The organism is Paenibacillus sp. 1A_MP2, assembly GCF_052244825.1.
Lineage (GTDB): Bacteria > Bacillota > Bacilli > Paenibacillales > Paenibacillaceae > Paenibacillus > Paenibacillus vandeheii.
This window is the reverse complement of sequence record NZ_JBQQCS010000001.1, coordinates 2,679,229-2,695,751: the sequence shown is the minus strand read 5'-3', so window position 1 is coordinate 2,695,751 and position 16,523 is coordinate 2,679,229. Positions and strand designations below refer to the sequence as shown.

23 protein-coding genes, 1 tRNA gene and 1 pseudogene are annotated in these 16,523 nt (G+C 44.5%); 6 read left to right on the top strand and 19 right to left on the bottom strand.

Going from position 1 to position 16,523, the window contains the following annotated elements:
* Position 1: 1 nt before the first annotated feature.
* Positions 2–283 (bottom strand): MFS transporter, encoded by a 282-nt coding sequence (locus ACTWJ7_RS13235; protein WP_443145519.1) that lies wholly within the window; start codon positions 281–283, stop codon positions 2–4.
* 393 nt (positions 284–676) lie between these two features.
* Between ACTWJ7_RS13235 and ACTWJ7_RS13230 the strand changes: the two genes are divergently transcribed.
* Positions 677–2,152 (top strand): aminotransferase class I/II-fold pyridoxal phosphate-dependent enzyme, encoded by a 1,476-nt coding sequence (locus ACTWJ7_RS13230; RefSeq protein WP_024631162.1) that lies wholly within the window; start codon positions 677–679, stop codon positions 2,150–2,152.
* A gap of 241 nt (positions 2,153–2,393) precedes the next feature.
* On the opposite strand, the pseudogene ACTWJ7_RS13225 reads toward ACTWJ7_RS13230, so the two are convergent.
* From ACTWJ7_RS13225 to ACTWJ7_RS13195, 7 genes and pseudogenes are all read right to left on the bottom strand, one after another.
* Positions 2,394–2,710 (bottom strand): annotated as a pseudogene (locus tag ACTWJ7_RS13225) (DUF1292 domain-containing protein).
* Between the two features lie 97 nt (positions 2,711–2,807).
* Positions 2,808–3,362: a copper amine oxidase gene (locus ACTWJ7_RS13220; RefSeq protein ID WP_024631164.1), complete on the bottom strand. Its 555-nt coding sequence runs from the start codon at positions 3,360–3,362 to the stop codon at positions 2,808–2,810.
* Between the two features lie 228 nt (positions 3,363–3,590).
* Positions 3,591–3,788, bottom strand: a complete 198-nt coding sequence (locus ACTWJ7_RS13215) for a hypothetical protein (RefSeq protein ID WP_024631165.1) — start codon at positions 3,786–3,788, stop codon at positions 3,591–3,593.
* 97 nt (positions 3,789–3,885) lie between these two features.
* Entirely contained in the window at positions 3,886–4,065 is a 180-nt protein-coding gene (locus ACTWJ7_RS13210; RefSeq protein ID WP_024631168.1) for a hypothetical protein, read from the bottom strand.
* 126 nt (positions 4,066–4,191) lie between these two features.
* Entirely contained in the window at positions 4,192–4,752 is a 561-nt protein-coding gene (locus ACTWJ7_RS13205; protein ID WP_301877789.1) for a DUF1541 domain-containing protein, read from the bottom strand.
* A gap of 229 nt (positions 4,753–4,981) precedes the next feature.
* Positions 4,982–5,401: an organic hydroperoxide resistance protein gene (locus ACTWJ7_RS13200; protein ID WP_301877790.1), complete on the bottom strand. Its 420-nt coding sequence runs from the start codon at positions 5,399–5,401 to the stop codon at positions 4,982–4,984.
* A gap of 228 nt (positions 5,402–5,629) precedes the next feature.
* Entirely contained in the window at positions 5,630–6,826 is a 1,197-nt protein-coding gene (locus ACTWJ7_RS13195; RefSeq protein WP_301877791.1) for an NADH-dependent flavin oxidoreductase, read from the bottom strand.
* 126 nt (positions 6,827–6,952) lie between these two features.
* Between ACTWJ7_RS13195 and ACTWJ7_RS13190 the strand changes: the two genes are divergently transcribed.
* Positions 6,953–7,291, top strand: a complete 339-nt coding sequence (locus ACTWJ7_RS13190; RefSeq protein WP_218671918.1) for a winged helix-turn-helix transcriptional regulator — start codon at positions 6,953–6,955, stop codon at positions 7,289–7,291.
* A gap of 127 nt (positions 7,292–7,418) precedes the next feature.
* On the opposite strand, the gene ACTWJ7_RS13185 is transcribed toward ACTWJ7_RS13190, so the two are convergent.
* Positions 7,419–7,491 (bottom strand) — tRNA-Val (locus tag ACTWJ7_RS13185).
* Positions 7,492–7,635: 144 nt separating this feature from the next.
* Between ACTWJ7_RS13185 and ACTWJ7_RS13180 the strand changes: the two genes are divergently transcribed.
* The 3 genes from ACTWJ7_RS13180 to ACTWJ7_RS13170 all read left to right on the top strand — a co-directional run bounded on the left by ACTWJ7_RS13180 (position 7,636) and on the right by ACTWJ7_RS13170 (position 8,918).
* Positions 7,636–7,890 carry a hypothetical protein gene (locus ACTWJ7_RS13180; RefSeq protein WP_079349570.1) on the top strand — a complete coding sequence of 85 codons (255 nt, stop codon included), beginning with the start codon at positions 7,636–7,638 and terminating at the stop codon, positions 7,888–7,890.
* 236 nt (positions 7,891–8,126) lie between these two features.
* Positions 8,127–8,570: a GNAT family N-acetyltransferase gene (locus ACTWJ7_RS13175; protein WP_285078707.1), complete on the top strand. Its 444-nt coding sequence runs from the start codon at positions 8,127–8,129 to the stop codon at positions 8,568–8,570.
* 111 nt (positions 8,571–8,681) lie between these two features.
* Positions 8,682–8,918 (top strand): DUF3892 domain-containing protein, encoded by a 237-nt coding sequence (locus ACTWJ7_RS13170; RefSeq protein ID WP_024631175.1) that lies wholly within the window; start codon positions 8,682–8,684, stop codon positions 8,916–8,918.
* A gap of 75 nt (positions 8,919–8,993) precedes the next feature.
* Here ACTWJ7_RS13170 and ACTWJ7_RS13165 read toward each other — a convergent pair whose 3' ends face one another.
* From ACTWJ7_RS13165 to ACTWJ7_RS13150, 4 genes are all read right to left on the bottom strand, one after another.
* On the bottom strand, positions 8,994–9,275 hold the full coding sequence (locus ACTWJ7_RS13165; RefSeq protein WP_079349571.1) for a hypothetical protein: 282 nt from the start codon (positions 9,273–9,275) through the stop codon (positions 8,994–8,996).
* A complete protein-coding gene (locus ACTWJ7_RS13160) occupies positions 9,269–9,481 on the bottom strand; it encodes a hypothetical protein (protein ID WP_443145518.1) in 213 nt (70 codons plus the stop codon). The genes ACTWJ7_RS13165 and ACTWJ7_RS13160 overlap by 7 nt, the downstream gene beginning before the upstream one ends.
* Before the next feature lie 197 nt (positions 9,482–9,678).
* Positions 9,679–9,999 (bottom strand): DUF3889 domain-containing protein, encoded by a 321-nt coding sequence (locus tag ACTWJ7_RS13155; RefSeq protein ID WP_079349572.1) that lies wholly within the window; start codon positions 9,997–9,999, stop codon positions 9,679–9,681.
* A 53-nt stretch (positions 10,000–10,052) separates the two neighbouring features.
* On the bottom strand, positions 10,053–10,346 hold the full coding sequence (locus ACTWJ7_RS13150; RefSeq protein WP_079349573.1) for a hypothetical protein: 294 nt from the start codon (positions 10,344–10,346) through the stop codon (positions 10,053–10,055).
* A 230-nt stretch (positions 10,347–10,576) separates the two neighbouring features.
* Here ACTWJ7_RS13150 and ACTWJ7_RS13145 point away from each other — a divergent pair, with 230 nt between their 5' ends.
* Positions 10,577–11,479: a manganese catalase family protein gene (locus ACTWJ7_RS13145; protein ID WP_301877794.1), complete on the top strand. Its 903-nt coding sequence runs from the start codon at positions 10,577–10,579 to the stop codon at positions 11,477–11,479.
* 153 nt (positions 11,480–11,632) lie between these two features.
* Here the strand turns inward: ACTWJ7_RS13145 and ACTWJ7_RS13140 are convergent, their stop codons facing one another.
* The 6 genes from ACTWJ7_RS13140 to ACTWJ7_RS13115 all read right to left on the bottom strand — a co-directional run bounded on the left by ACTWJ7_RS13140 (position 11,633) and on the right by ACTWJ7_RS13115 (position 16,499).
* Complete coding sequence (locus tag ACTWJ7_RS13140; RefSeq protein ID WP_079349575.1) at positions 11,633–11,926, bottom strand: DUF6809 family protein; 294 nt, start codon at positions 11,924–11,926, stop codon at positions 11,633–11,635.
* Positions 11,927–12,069: 143 nt separating this feature from the next.
* Positions 12,070–12,249: a CopG family transcriptional regulator gene (locus tag ACTWJ7_RS13135; RefSeq protein ID WP_079349576.1), complete on the bottom strand. Its 180-nt coding sequence runs from the start codon at positions 12,247–12,249 to the stop codon at positions 12,070–12,072.
* A 252-nt stretch (positions 12,250–12,501) separates the two neighbouring features.
* The gene (locus tag ACTWJ7_RS13130) at positions 12,502–12,933 is read right to left on the bottom strand and encodes a DUF5071 domain-containing protein (RefSeq protein WP_301877796.1); all 432 of its coding nucleotides are present in this window, start codon (positions 12,931–12,933) and stop codon (positions 12,502–12,504) included.
* A gap of 192 nt (positions 12,934–13,125) precedes the next feature.
* Positions 13,126–13,440 (bottom strand): hypothetical protein, encoded by a 315-nt coding sequence (locus ACTWJ7_RS13125; protein WP_301877797.1) that lies wholly within the window; start codon positions 13,438–13,440, stop codon positions 13,126–13,128.
* Positions 13,441–13,766: 326 nt separating this feature from the next.
* A complete protein-coding gene (locus ACTWJ7_RS13120) occupies positions 13,767–15,482 on the bottom strand; it encodes an ABC transporter ATP-binding protein (RefSeq protein ID WP_079349579.1) in 1,716 nt (571 codons plus the stop codon).
* A 45-nt stretch (positions 15,483–15,527) separates the two neighbouring features.
* Positions 15,528–16,499 (bottom strand): FecCD family ABC transporter permease, encoded by a 972-nt coding sequence (locus ACTWJ7_RS13115; protein WP_443145517.1) that lies wholly within the window; start codon positions 16,497–16,499, stop codon positions 15,528–15,530.
* Between the last annotated feature and the right edge of the window lie 24 nt (positions 16,500–16,523).

Here is a 16,523-nt window from a genome sequence, read left to right as displayed (position 1 = left end):
GTCATGGCACACGGCCAAAGGGGGACGTACCGATTCCAAGAATGAGGCAAGCCATGGCAAGTCCAAATGCACTTTTGAAAAAGATAATCATGATTACAGCGACTAATGTACAAATTAGGGCCGTTACCATCGTGGCACGGAACCCGATTCGTTCTGCTGCCCAGCCAGAGGGAGCCCGGAACAGATTATCACCCAAATATTGAAGGGCAAAGGCCACACCAATCACGCCAGCGGTCAGGCCCAGAATATTGTCCATATACACGGGCAATACAGCGACCAGCAAGGCACCCTTGATAATCTCAACTAGAAAAAGCGTTAGCCACATAGCGATAAAAAAGGTGATCGCAAGATTTTGGCTGGTTTTGTATTAGTTTGCATTCTTTTTCCCCTTTCGATGCTTGCTTGCCCATCTCCTATGCTTACTGTAACCCTCGGGGATGTGTCCAAATCTCAGCAATTCGAAAAATTGTCAAGCAATACTGCTTGCATTCGGTTCTTAATTTGCTATACTCAAATTTGTTTAAGATTACAAAATGATAAGTTCTCAGCGAAGCTGAACTAAATCCATCCGTGATCGCAAGAAAAACTTCCGCTACATGCGGTCTGTCTTCATAGAATTTACGTCGAAAGACGTTTTTCTTACAAATTATAATTAGGAAAGGTTGTGACAGCACTGATGGATCACCGCCGTACGCCGCTGTTTACCGCTTTAAAAAATCACGCGGCACTCAATCCGGTGCAATTTCATATTCCGGGACATAAAAAAGGATTGGGAACGGATACCGAATTTCGTGAATTTATCGGCGATAATGCCCTCTCCATAGATTTGATTAACATCGCTCCGCTAGATGATTTGCATCAGCCAACCGGTGTCATTGAGGAAGCGCAGATTTTGGCAGCCGATGCCTTCGGAGCCGATTATACCTATTTTAGTGTACAGGGCACAAGCAGTGCCATCATGACCATGATTCTGTCGGTATGTGAGCCGGGTGACAAGATTATTGTGCCCCGTAATGTGCATAAATCGGTCATGTCTGCCATTATTTTCTCAGGAGCGAAACCCGTGTTCGTCTCTCCTGCGCAGGATGCCAATCTGGGGATTGATCACGGTGTTACTACAGGCGCGATCCGACGTGCCCTTGAGCGTCATCCCGATGCCAAGGCCTTGCTCGTCATTAACCCAACGTACTTCGGCGTATGTACCGATCTGAAAGAAATTGTAGAACTGGCTCATAGCTATCAGGTCCCAGTACTTGTGGATGAAGCGCATGGCGTACTCATTCATTTCCATGAAGATCTGCCGCTCTCTGCCATGGCCGCCGGGGCTGATATGGCTGCAACGAGTGTGCACAAGCTGGGTGGTTCGATGACACAGAGTTCTGTACTCAATCTGAACACCAAGAATGGATTTGTGAATCCACAACGTGTTCAAACCATTCTGAGTATGTTGACTTCAACGTCGACTTCTTACATCCTGCTGGCTTCGCTCGACACGTCGAGACGTAATCTGGCTCTGAATGGCCATCAGATGGCACAGAAAGCCATTGATCTGGCCGAGTTTGCAAGACGCTCCATTAATGATATGGACGGACTGTATTGCTTCGGCAGAGAGCTGCTGGGCACTGAGGCTACCTTTAATTACGACCCAACTAAAGTAACCATTCATGTTCGCCACCTGGGCATTACAGGCTACGAAACAGAGAACTGGCTACGTGAGCATTACAAAATCGAGGTGGAGCTCAGTGATATGTATAATATTCTGTGCCTCATCACGCCTGGAGATACGGATGATTCCATAGAAATCTTGCTGAACGCCCTGCAAGATCTATCCCGTACGTATTATCAGGTGAATCCAGCCCATGAGCTGGTAGTCAAGGTACCTGATGTACCACAGTTGATGCTGACTCCACGTGATGCGTTCTACGGTGATACCGAAGTCATTCCTTTCAAGGAATCCGCGGGCCGGATTATTTCGGAATTCATCTATGTCTATCCACCAGGAATTCCGATTCTGCTGCCAGGTGAGGTTATCACTCAGGAAAACATCGATTACATCATTGATCATGTTGAAGTGGGACTTCCTGTAAAAGGACCCGAGGACCGCAGCGTAACCAACGTGAAAGTCATTGTGGAAGCAGATGCCATTTTCTAAAACAGCCATTTCTACATGGGGTTAATCGATCTCTACGGACCAAGCGGGATGCTTGGTCCTTTTTATTTTTTTCTCCAAGAAGATTGAACTGCCATGTGCTTATGATTCGCTGTATTGTTTGCATTTTTCCACCTATTCCACTGTCCCTATCGCAAGAAAAAGCAGCATTTAAGCCTAATAAAAAGCAAACAAAAGGCCCCCTGTGATCAAGGAGCCTTCTTGCTTTATTCCAAAAGGATGACTATTCTTGGCTTGCAACGAGTTCGTTGTACGCCGCTTCAACACGGTCCACTCTTCTTCGTCTTCAATATTGTAGAGCACCATTTCCTCGTCTTCTTCTTCCATACGCAGAATGATGCCGTCAGCTTCAGGATTGTTACGTTCCAGCAGGAGCGCATAAACATGCTTCTCCACGTCAAACGTCTCCACCAAAACCATCTCCACGTCATTTCCGTTCTCGTCTGTCAGTGTCAGAAGAACTTCTTCATGCTCGTGGTCGTGGTCGTGATCGTGGTCGTGACCGCAGGCATCGCCGTGTTCATGTGTGTGATCGCTCATTGAAATACCTCGCTTTATAAATAGATATTGTGTAACCTTGCATATCGTAACATGTTCATAGGGCCAGGTCAATTTAACCGACAAGGTTATTTTTGCTTCATTCGTTCAGCGCGGTAATGATTTTCTCAGCTGCCAGCACATAATTACTGTTTGCATTTTCTTTAATATAAAAACCGACTTGGTACTTGCCAGCCCGGCTGAAGTCATACGTAAAATCGTACGTTCGGAACCAGAAGTTATCCTTCTGGGTCTTAAGCTCCTGGGACTGTATATCCTTAACATCACCACTTGGATTGGTAATCGTCACCTTCACGGCAGCTATATCTGTTGTCAAACTGTCGACTTGTGAGAACACATTAAATTTCAGCTTACCCACGTTCACGTTGCCAAACACAGTATCTCCCTTGAAGAGAAAAATATGTACATTCGGTTTGATAACCGTTACTCTCTTGTTTATGCTATCCCATCTGGCGATTCCGCCCGCTTCCCTTACAGGTACATAGGTCGTTCCGTCAATGAGATAACCACCGTCAGCTGCTTCCTTGCCGTTTATGAGAACCCGAATCTTCTCGTTCACTGAATCTGCAAACAATAAAGACCCGCCGAGCAAGGAGAATACTGTGACACACAGCAAAATTCTTTTCCATTTCATTCCGTCAATATTCCCTCCCCTGCTGCTAGCTGTTGTACATTTATACTGCAGATTCAGCCACAAAGTTGCGCTGTTTTTCATCATTTTTCATTTTTTATCCAGAATATTTTCCACCCCTTGGAACGATCAAAAAGAGGCGTTCCCTATTAAAGGGTGCCTCTATAGTATTGTTGTTGGCAATACGTAATTATACGAACTTCTTGTGAGTCCCTTATTATACTGCTGGAACTACGAAGTATGACGAGTCAATATACAAGGTACACCCTTGCCTACAGCTCCATCCGTTCGCATCCGTGCTGCATAATCCATTCCTCGTGTACAGGGGGTCTTGCAACGCTCACATACATCCGAAGTAACCAACTTCATCGATACACGAAGTTTGTCACTCTTTAACACGGGAGCCTTTTTTGCCTTTGCTTTTGCCATCCCGGATTCCCCATTTCCCCAATTGCTTGCTGATGTAATGCATCATATGGGGATTTGCCCGGTTGTGTGTCAAAAGGAATAAACTTACTTTCGTTCTCTAGAATACGTACTTAAACAATACGAAGATCACCGCGAGTATGCCACCGAGAATCAGCCAGTTACTGATTTCCCACCAAATGCTTTTCCCTCCGGCTAAAAGCTGTTGTTCCTTTTCTTCATGACGCTGTTTGTGTGTATGTGACTCGGAGGCATGGGGTGGCTTGCTGAAGTCCATCATATGCATTCTCCTTTCCAGCAGCTTTGGTTCATTCTCATTCCATTATAACCCATAATTGAATGAGAATTTATTAATTCTCAAAAAAGAAGAAATGAACGAGCTACGCTAGTATCTATTGAAACTCTTTTATTTTGAAGACAATTCTTCTTCCGTGACCCATTTATGATTCTTCATCGGATCTCCACCTGTAGTTGGAGTATAGTCAACCATATATACAGTGGTTTGCTCAGCCGAGTCAATTATGGCTTTAGCGCCTTTCATTCCTGGCATATGATCAGCATTCAGCACAACCTCTGTTCCTGCTGCATACGGTTGATCTGTGTGGTCCTGAATTTCCTCTTGAATAACCCATTTATGATTTTCCACTGGATCTCCACCTGTGGTTGGTGTGTACGAGACTGCATACGCCGTCGTCTCATAAGCTCCCACAATTTTCGCTTCTGCACCTTTCATTCCTGGCATATGGTCCGCGCTCATTGTGGCTTGGCTGCCTACTGGATATGTAGGATTGCTCTTTACGTGAATTCCTTCCGGTAACTCCCCTGATTCGGAGTGGTGCATCTCGCCTGTGCTCGCTGTATGACTGTCACTACTGTTATTGTCCTGCTCAGCATTCTTGCCACATCCACTTAACATCAGACTGCCCGTAATCACCGTAGTCAGTAATAACATTGTATACTTTTTCATGAGTTGCACTCCTTTAGGTTTTTAATTCTACGTCTATAATATACCCCATATGGGTATATTTCAATCAAAATTGAGTTCTATCATTTATTTCCCTAGTGCCCAGAGACATTGCCCATGGAGTAACATAATACGAAAAACCCCCGATTTCTCGGAGGCTTAGAATGAACAACAAAATGAAATCATGTAGTTTACGCATTACTTCGACCTTCCAATATGACCAACGCAGTAATTATGCCAGTTCCACGGAAACATTAACATTTCCTTTGATGCCTTTGGAGTACGGACAGTAGTCATGAGCAAGTTTGACAAACTTCTGTGCAGTCTCCTCGTCCAGCCCCTCAATTTTAACTTCAAGTTCCACTTCCAGCTTCACACCATTATCCGAAGGGTCCGTCACAAGCATAACCGTTGCAGATACCGTGCTTTTCTCAATTTCGACTTTGTGTTTCTTCAACTGAAACTCCAGCGCGGAATTAAAGCAAGCACTGTAGCCTGCTGCAAACAATTGCTCTGGATTCGTAGCTGTCGTTACTTTGCCTCCCAGCTCAGGTGGGGCAGCGACATCAAGCATAAATACGTTATCTGGCGATTGTACAATTCCTTGACGTCCACCTGTATTGATTACTGTCGTTTCATATAATGTTTTCATTTGGTTTGGCTCCTTTGTATGTTTTGATTTATTTTGTGATGATGATGTCCCTCTTTGTTTAGCTAACAATTAAATTGTACACAATTTAATTGCGTTTGTAAATCATTATTATAAAATTTAAAAAAACAACCATCCCCTCGTGTAATACAAGGAAATGGTTGCTTCTTAATAGATAAATGTCTATTACTTATCCAAAAGTTGAATTCACCTATTTATATATTCGATCCATTACATCTTCTTCTCAAATCCCTCCATCGGCGCAAGCGAATTCTGATAGTCATTATCCACCTGACCGTCGGTGGTGAAATGCATGACCTCCCGGAACGAGCCCTCCAGATAAGTCTGCATCGCCAATGGAATGCGCAATTCATCCATATCATATGGAGATATTTGATAGCGAATGCTGGCAAGGTCTCCTGCTTCCACCTTCTGCACCCATTTGGGCTCGCGAATCAATTCCCGGCCGAGTGCAGCCAAGGTTGCCCCGGCATGGATGACTTCTTCCGCATCTTCTGGCCGTTCAATCGATCCAATGCCAATCAGAGGTTTCTTGTTGTCCAAAACCCGAACGAATTTGGCTAAGATCGGCTCCTTGTCCTCAGGTTGATTTAAGGATGTTCGTTTGTAGCTGGCCATCGACAGATGAATGTAATCAACCCGAGTGTCTGTCAGAGCTTGGGCAAAAGCCAAAGAGTCTTCAAGTCGGATACCCGGCATATGAATTTCTTCCGGTGAAATCCGGTAACCAAGGATAAAGGGTTTATCTGCGTGGGCATCGATAATCGATGCGACCTCCTGTATGACCGCCAGCGGAAATCGCATGCGATTCTCAAAGCTGCCACCCCATTGATCTGTCCGTTGATTGGAATTCACGGAGAAAAATTGCTGCAAAAGATACGTGTTCGCCCCGTGAAGCTCTACCCCGTCAAAACCGGCATGAATCGCCCGTAAGGTTGCTCTGCCGAAGTCTTTGATAATGCTTTCGATTTCCTCGCAAGTCAGCTCGCGCGGCGTCTCCGAGCCTGTTGGATGCACGGAAGCGATTGCGCTCGCACTGGTGGGTTGAACACCTCTTAGCGTTTTGGAATTCGTTTTGCGTCCTGCATGAAAGATTTGTGCAATCGCTTTGGTTCCGTCCTTCTGAATAGCTCTTGCAATTTTGGAAAGTCCTTTAATTGTAGAATCGCTTGCGATGGAAAGCTCACCTTCGAAGCCTTTTCCTCCATCGGTTACATACGCAACACCCGTAATGATCATACCAGGGCCACCAGCACGTTCTGCATAATAATCAACTTCATCATTGGTGATTGAACCATCGAAGAAACTGGACATCGTTGTCATCGGCGCCATAACCACTCTATTTTTCAACGTAAAACCATTCGCAAATGTATAAGGCTGTAAGAAATTACGATTACTTTTTTCCATATATATTCTCTCCTTCTTTCAGGCTTGTTCACCCTTGTCTCCGTTTCATGAGTTATTGTATAGTAGGGTGAAACACGAGTATAGTATGCACTTAAAAGATAGATACTATCTAAAAGGAGAGTGAATATGGAAATGATGGAGGAAGTAAACGTTAAACCATTTTCACATGCCATGTCGATGATCGGCGGAAAATGGAAAATGCATATCTTGTTTTGGCTGTGGAAAAATAAAACATTACGTTATGGAGAATTAAAAAGAGCCTTGGGAGGCATTACGCATAAAATGCTAAGCTCTCAACTGAAAGAATTAGAGTCAGATCGATTAATTATCCGTAAAGAGTACCCACAATTACCACCAAAAGTAGAATATTCTTTGTCTTGTGAAGGTTTAACGCTGATGCCTGTACTGGAAGTTCTCTGCAATTGGGGAAGACAGAATCTTGCTGATTTGCAGAAAACTCAGTGAACGTACTGAAGCGAAGGATGTATTTCTTTTACTTTTCTCCCCAATTGTCCCCCAAGTCTTCCATAATGCCTTATTCATAAACCAGACAAAAAGAAAAAAGCCCTTGCTGCGCAAGGACTTTTTGTTATGATCTGTAGTGGGCTCGAACCACTGACCCCTACCCTGTCAAGATAGTGCTCTCCCAGCTGAGCTAACAGATCATGATATCTAATTGTTTTCCAATCAAGTAACAGTATCATACCAAGTAACCGTGTTCATTGTCAATCGTTTAATTGGTAATATTTTATCCGTATTGGTGCACAATAAAGGAATGATTACCATTTCGATGACGAGGTGACTTCCAGTTGAGAAACAATAGAGAACGCAAAATACGTTTATATTTAACAGTCAAAAACTTAATCTGTTTACTTGTGCTTGTTGTACTAATCAGCGCTGCTGTCGGCTGCGGTTTAGAGCGGGATGAACATACGGTACAATTCCAACAATTAAAGGAGCCCAATGAGGTTAACGATGATCTGCCTGTCTGGCTGGATGTGTATTCCAAGTCTGTTGTGCATGATGTTTACTCCCCACAAGGCCATGTTGAAGTCTTACCCTGAGGAACATGATACCGCATTTCACTCGTCTTCGTCCCACTTTTTGGAGTACGCCTTCTTGGTCACATAATACAATAAAGCTATCATTCCCGCCGACATCAAAAGTGTGATTGCCATCACTCCTGCCATGCCCATGGTTCGCACCTCCTCTCCCAGTATGTTCCAGACTTAACTATACAGGAAAAGCATTTTTTTGTATAATTCAGACTGATAGCGTAGAGCAGAAAGAAGGAATGGAATTGGCAGCTGAGATTAGTTATGTAACGACTGAAGAACAACTCCAGAAAGCGCTGGAGATTCGCAATCATGTTTTTGTGATCGAGCAGCAGGTGCCTGCTGACATTGAGATTGATCAATATGATATCATCAGTCCTGATGTGCATCACGTACTGTTGAGTACGGATGGACAGGCTGTAGCCACAGGGCGTCTGATCTATTACACCAAGGATACTGCCAAAATGCAGCGGATCGCTGTGCTCCAATCTCATCGTGCATTCGGCTATGGTCGTGTACTTCTGTTAGCCATGGAAGAACGAGCTCGCGAATTGGGATTGGTTTACTCCATTTTGGATGCCCAATGTCAGGCGCAAAAGTTCTATGAAAAGCTCGGATATGAAGTGATCTCGGAAGAGCCTTTTTATGATGCAGACATTCTGCACGTTCGTATGCAAAAGAGCCTGTAACTATCCTTTAAGTGCTATATGAAGCCATGTGGTGCATACTTTTTTTTGTTCCGGACATGCTAAAGAGGAAACCAGATTCCTATTTGGTCAGATAAAGGAGAGTGTGACATCATGGATCAAACGACACGCGAAAGCTTCACAGCAGTACAAAAAAATGGTGACGGCGATCTGACGGCGTTTCAAACTTCATCTGGACGTGTGCTGGATTACCAACAGGCACTGGCGGAAGTCAAAGCAGGATCAATTGCAGGTGTGAACGTCTTTAAAGGCAGAGATGGCGAAATGTACATTCGTGGTGACGCAGACGGCGACCCGACCAATAACCTTGATCAACTTCCAATTTTCTAAAATAGATGCTTGCTGCTTAACAAGGCGCCAATCCGGATTTTCCGGGTTGGCGTTTTCTTTCGTTTTTCTTTCGTTTTAATATTCGGTAAAATATTTCACGGCATCGCCAGCAGGCTGACTTTTGCGAATGGGCTGTGGTTCCTGCTCCCATGCCTGCAGAATTAATATGCCTTCCAGTGTAGACTTGTTCTCCCACACAATATGCTGCCTGCGCTCAAGCTCCAGCAATGACTCGTGAATGAACGCCTTGCTTCTTCCTGTCTTATTCTCCAGCTCATCCATTCGAGGCACTCGGCGACGCTGCCCTGCATAATTAACAATAATACGCAAAATTTTGCGTTCAAAATCATTCAGCATATTTCTTCCTTCCCTTCCTTATGGAGAACGGGACGCCATGCCAGAATACCTTGTTCCAGAAATGTTCGGGGTGTCCCTTCTTTTCCTGCGGATGCTCTAATCATCCCTCCTCGTACACTGTTGATTCGAATCTGCCGCTGTGTAATATGCCCTGCACGATCCATGTAGACGAGTTCCACCATCTGACCAATATATTTTCCTAGCATAATCATCCCTCCAATAAGAACATGTGTTTGTTTTATTATTATATGCGAACATAAGTTCTTTATTCAACAACTAAAAAAAGGATTTTATTGAAATCAAAAAACCAGACTCCCCCTTTTTATAGGAAAGTCTGGTTCTTATCCAGCTTGCTAAGCAAGCAATCAATCTTTTATACCTTTCGTGCTACTGTTATACGACCTCATCTTCGATCCGATTCCGTGAATTGTACTTTTTTCAGCTGCTGGGTAGACGGATTAAAATCTACATTCACATATACAGCAAATTGTTTGCCCTCTTTGTTACGTACCCATAACTTGAACTGTTCACGGGATTGGTCTGCTGTGAGCGAGGTGCGGCCGATATGCTTGTAATCCAAAATGTCCACATTGTACTTGGTTTGTGTTTCCTTCACTGCAATGATTCCCCACTTCGCATAGTCAGGGATCGCGGTTGCTGAACTTGTTGTTAGTCCACTTAAACTTAGTACCACCGTCATCAGTGCAACAATGAGCATTCTCATATCATTCACTCCTTGGGCAACGTTTACGTTAGCCTGCCCTGTAGAAGTTTATTTTACACCAGTAAACGAAGAATAATCGTAACCGGTTGCTGAAGCGTTTGAACTGTACTTACTGCCATCTTATACCGTTCGATTGGAGAACTGAAGCTTATGCCCCAGTCACCCTCCAATAACAGATTTCGCGGTGATGGATCTTCCGACTTTTCCAAACCGTATTTTTCTATAAGCGCATCTCGTGTTTGCTGATCCAACTCTATCGGAGCATCTGCATATGCCGTGACATCACTACATCCCAAAACTACACATAATAGAACACTCCATCCCACCATAAACCAACGTTTGTGCATTTTCCTGTTTCTCCTTCATTTAAATAACATCATCACAACCAGATATACTTCATTCGTCCTGATTGTACATAAATAACATGGTATTGGAAATAACAAATGTTGACTCCATAGTATACGTCTAAAGCCTCATTTGCATAATTATGGGTTTAGCATAGTGGGAATACGTGTAATATGCCTTGACGGCATCACTTCATTATTCTGCACAATCATTTTGAGGAGGTTACACCCGAATGTTCAAACGTATGGATGAAATCGCAATTGAAATCCCCAATGTCGAGAAACCCGACCCGAATGCAGCGGCAGCGATCCAAGAATTGCTGGGTGGTAAATTCGGAGAGATGTCAACGTTGAACAACTACCTCTATCAATCGTTTAATTTTCGCTCCAAGGAAAAATTGAAACCCTTCTACGACCTGGTGATGAGTATCACCGCCGAAGAATTGGGGCATGTGGAACTTGTGTCTCATGGCATTAACAAATGCCTCAGAGGTTCAACCGAGTACAAAGAGCCTGACGATACACCGCTTGGTTCCGTGAAGGATGCTCGTCTGTCCTATCATTTCCTGGCTGGTGCACAGGGAGCCATGCCTTTCGACTCCATGGGCAATCCATGGACAGGCGCACATGTCTTCAACAGTGGCAATCTGGTCGAAGATCTGCTGCATAACTTTTTCCTCGAATGCGGAGCACGTACTCATAAGATGAAAGTTTACGAAATGACCGATCACCCTGCAGCCCGGGCGGTAGTTGGTTACCTGCTGGTACGCGGCGGTGTGCATGTGGTTGCTTATGCCAAGGCGCTTGAGATTGCAACTGGAGTAAATGTAACCAAATTGGTGCCGATTCCATCCCTGAGCAATAAATCCTTTAACGAAGCGTGGAAATACGAAGAAAAAGGCCTACACACCAAGCTGTACACTTATAGTGATAAAGACTTTACTGCGATCAGTCAGATCTGGAAAGGCACACACCCCGAAGATGGACACCCCCTGGAAGTCATTCAAGGCGTACCTGAAGGGTTCCCGATCCCCGAAGCTCCTGCGGTGGAAGAAGAATTCGCACCAGGCATTTCGCACGAAGACTTCAATGAAATTGCACGTCGTCTGAAGATGGCGGGAAATATTGCGGATTAAGGTAGCGTTATGTAGTGGATGTATTAGTTGTTGTTGATTTGGCATGAAAAATAGATAAAGCCCTCGGATCTTGCTGCTTTGGTGGCAGGATCGAGGGCTTGTTTTTGTATGTGCATATTTGAAGTAAAACTTAACTCATGTTCACTCAGAAGCCTATGAAGTCGCCAGAACCGACTCTTCACGTTGGCTCATCACTTCAATCAGCATGTTGGCTCCCAGTCGAAACCCCTGAATAAAAGCAGCTTCGCTGTGCATGCCATCACATTGACCACACAAGTCAAACAACTGTTCAAGGTCACGGAATTCTTCCTCGCTCAATCGATTTTTCCATTGTTCTGTCATAGTTGCAATTTGTCGGCCTAATAATTGATATTCAGGATGAGTTGGCATCATCGTCTCATCCGGGCGAAGTCGCCCGTTATAAAGTGCTTCCAATATCGAATTCATGTGCATCCTCCTAGGAATGTAATCGCATCGACTTGAATGAGCCTTCTGCACATGGTAGGATATTTATGCAGTCAGCTCATTCTTAGTGATTGCGGGATAGGAAGCAGCGCTGTTCTTCGTGGGACGAACGCTGCTTTCTTTTTTTATTTTTGGAGTTCGTCGTACACCTTTTCAATCCCTTTACGAATAACATCCGAGCGAGTGGTGTTCAGCTTTTCGGTGCAAGCATCAAGCTTACTCAGAATGGCCTGATCGGCACGTACTCGAATTAATTCACTTTTGGGATTGTCAGATAGTGGACGCCCCATCTTTTTGGACGACATCGCTTCACCCCACTTTTTGTGTCCATAATAAATATATTATTGTAGCAACAAAAAGTCAATTCAATTGTAAAACATACGTTCGTTTTTTGTGGTTTCCAAATTAAACACAAATGGATCTCAGTTCAACTCAGAAAAATATTACTCAAGTTATATGTTTGACAAAAAAACAACCCTGAAAGGCGTTAAGCCGTTCAAGGTTGTTAAGGGATTCTCCTCAGTATGAACTTTCCGGAATCACTGAACTGCTTGTTATTATATTTTATTCAGTAGCGGCACTATAACCTCATCCAATTCCTCAAGCATCTCATCCTCCGTAGGATTTTCTAATATTCTTTCTAAATCGCCCTTTAACATAATCAAATATTTAGAAGGCAATCTACTAATTAACCCCGTCAACATAAAATATTCCCATGTAGAGTCTCTTGTTTTAAAAACATTTTTTATATGAGGAATTAGTTCTTCTCCAAATCTCAAAAGTAAATCTTCGACGGATTTAGAAATGGGCCAATTTCCATCTTGTAACCACTCCATAAGTTCGGGAATGATCTCCTTTAATTCTGCATCACTACATTTACTTAACTTACGTATAGCCTTAACATCATACTTGTCTCGGGGAAGCCATTCCCTAATATCCACACAGATTTCCTCTTTTCTACTTCTAACTCCATGAAGGAATTCCATCATTCATACTTTTGCTCCCTACCCTTGGCACTTAAATCTTCATATACAGGATCAACAACAAGGATAGAGTCATCTTTGCGCTCAACCACATAACCAGTGAAGCCTTCTTCTCTTGTGCATTATCTTGAAAATACGTTTCACATATGATAAAAGTTTCTAATAAATGTAATTTAACAACCGTGCTGGCTACATCAATTACTCTACTCTATTCCTCTTGTACCAGTACCTAACCCATATAATCAATGCCACACATAACAAAATTGCACAAAATCCCCAGGTAAAAAACAAAGCCAATCCCAATCCGATGTTGGCCCCAATATAGCCCCCGCGTAGCTCCGTATATAACTCATAACCCAAAGGCACGCTGCCTACAACAAAAAGTCCGATCAACCATCCGCCCCAACGTTTATAAACAGATTCCCCGCCATCTTCGGAGTTCTTCTGAATGCCTTGAGCCAAGATAATCAGCGTTAAAATCAATATTAGCCAGGTTATGAAAATGTATAGCATATCGATGTTCCCCTCCCTAAGCATGAACCTTAACGATAAAAGCAGCATGCAAATTTGGTACCCTTTTAATGAATATTACCACCAACCCAACTTAAGCAAACCAGAACAAAGGATATCAACATTTATACGTTTTCCGGATCACAAAGGCAGACATTCTGGTACAGCCAAACGAAAACGCATTATTTTCATTAAGCTTGCCGACAGGAGCATTATCGGACAGATTAAAAATCAAAAAAGACGCCCTCGTCCTTACTCATATAAAGTAGTAGAACGAAGGCGTTATTTTTCATCATTATTTAGCTGTTATAAAACACACCGTGTCACATTTACGCACCAAACTGTGCATAATGCAGACGGCTGTATACTCCACCCGCTGCAAGCAATTCCTCGTGACGCCCCTGCTCCGTAATTCCCTGCTCGGCAACGACAATAATGCGATCCGCATTTTTGATGGTAGCCAATCTGTGGGCAATGACCAGGGTAGTCCGTCCCTCAGACAATTCAGCAAGCGATTGCTGGATTGCAGCTTCGGTTTCCGTGTCGAGTGCAGATGTAGCTTCATCCAGAATGAGAATCGGAGGATTCTTCAGGAACATACGTGCAATCGACAAACGCTGTTTTTGTCCACCGGACAGCTTCACGCCACGTTCACCAATTAACGTGTCCAATCCTTCCGGCATGGAAGTAATAAGTGTTTCCATCTGCGCACGGCGAGCCGCCATCCAGATGTCTTCTTCGGTTGCATCCAGCTTGCCATAGGCAATATTCTCACGAATAGACCCATCAAATAAGAACACATCCTGCTGAACAATTCCAATCTGGCTGCGCAATGAATCCAGCGTCATGTCCTGAATTTCCTGACCATCGATCGTGATGCGACCTTCCAGCACATCATAGAAACGAGGCAGCAGACTGCACAGCGTTGTTTTCCCTGCACCCGATGGTCCAACCAGGGCTACCGTTTCACCAGCCTGAATATTCAGGTCGATTCCTTTGAGAACAGGCTCCTGATCCGAATAACCAAACGTCACCTGCTCATAACGGATATCTCCACGCAAGTGGGAGACCTTAACAGCACCCGGACGGTCTTCCACATCCGGTTCCATATCGAGCAGTTCCGTATAACGTTTGAAACCCGCAATTCCTTTGGGATACGTCTCAATCACGGAGTTGATCTTCTGGATTGGTGTCAGGAACACATTGGATAACATAATAAATGCGATAAATTGACCGTAGCTCATACTGCCTTGAATGACAAACCATGTTCCACATACGAGTACAAAGAGGGAGACCAGCTTCATCAGCATATAACTGACGGAAGAGTTCCAGGCCATGATTTTGTACGCAATCAGCTTCGTTTGGCGGAAACGACTGTTATTTACAGCGAATTGAGCTTTTTCATGTTCTTCATTGGCAAAAGCCTGAACAACGCGGATACCACTTACATTGTTTTCTACACGTGCATTGAAGTCTGCAATATCCCCGAACATTCGGCTAAAGGCCTTGGACATCTTGCTGCCAAAATACAGGGAAAGATAAATAATGAGCGGTACGATGATAAATGTTAACACGGCCAGATTTCCATTAATGCTCATCATAATGCTGAATGCACCAATCAAGGTCATCACCGCAATAAAGGCATCCTCCGGACCATGGTGGGCAATCTCCCCGATATCCATCAGATCATTGGTCATGCGGGAGACCAGGTGCCCGGTTTTGGTATTGTCAAAGAAACGGAACGACAGCTTCTGTACATGATTAAAGAGCGCCTTACGCATATCGGTCTCGATGTTAATCCCAAGTTTATGTCCCCAATATGTAACTACAAAGTTAAGGAAGGAGCTTAACAGGTAGATCGCGAGAAGTGCAAGACATGCCCATAATATCCAGTCCCAGCGCCCCCCTGGCAACAGGTCATCCACGACTCTATTAACTGCCAACGGGAAGGCCAGTTCCAGCAGAGCTACGAAAATCGCGCAGCTAAAGTCCAGAATGAACAGCTTTTTGTACGGCCTGTAGTAGGCAAAGAAACGGCGAAGCATGGGCTGAAGCCCTCCTTATAGCAACCATACCCCCATGATTGCTTTCTATTTCGTTTTGCTCAAGAGATACAGGAAGTATGGGGCTCCAATGATGGCAACCAGAATCCCTGCTGGAATCTCAGAAGGCTGTAGAATGACACGCCCGAGCGTATCTGCAACAAGCACAAGCAATGAACCGACCAGTGCGGATGCAGGCAAAAGGAACTGATGTTTCGGCCCCACGAGACGACGTGCCAGATGTGGACCGATCAGACCCACAAAACCAATTCCGCCACTGACGGATACGCAAGATCCGGCCAGTCCCACGGCAGCAGCGAGCAGGATCAGTCTTTCACGCTCAACCGGAGCGCCAAGACCGCTCGCTGTTTGATCCCCAAGGTTCAGTACGTTCAGCACACGAGCCTTATACAGAACAAGCGGCACAAGGACAATGAGAAACGGCAGCAGCGCCGTTACGAATTTCCAATTCGAACCCCATATACTTCCTGCCATCCAGGTCGCCACAAATTGATACTTCTCCGGGCTAAGCCGAAGAGTAAGCACGATCATGGCAGAGCTAATCCCTGCTGCTACACCAATCCCTGTAAGCAGCATGCGCGTAGGCATGAGACCTTCTCCCTTTTTGTAAGAGAGCACATAAATCAGGAAGGCAGCAAAGGTTGCCCCGATCAGGGCCAGAATCGGCAGTAAAAATACGGGAGCAGCCGTCGTTGTCGGGAAAAAGGAAACGAACAGCATAACAACCAATCCGGCTCCAGCGTTGATGCCGAGAATCCCTGGATCAGCCAGCGGATTTCGGGACACTCCCTGCAAAATACAGCCGGACAGCGCGAGTCCCGCACCGACCAAAACCGAAATGACGATACGCGGCAAACGGAATTCAAACAGGATCAGTTCCTGCTTAGCCGTTCCACCACCAAACAGGGTACGCATGACCTCAAGTGGTGAAAGCCGAGTGAAGCCTGTATTCATACTGATAATAAAAGCTGTAATAATCAACGCACCAAGCACAATCATGACAATGGTGCTTTTTGTTCTCTT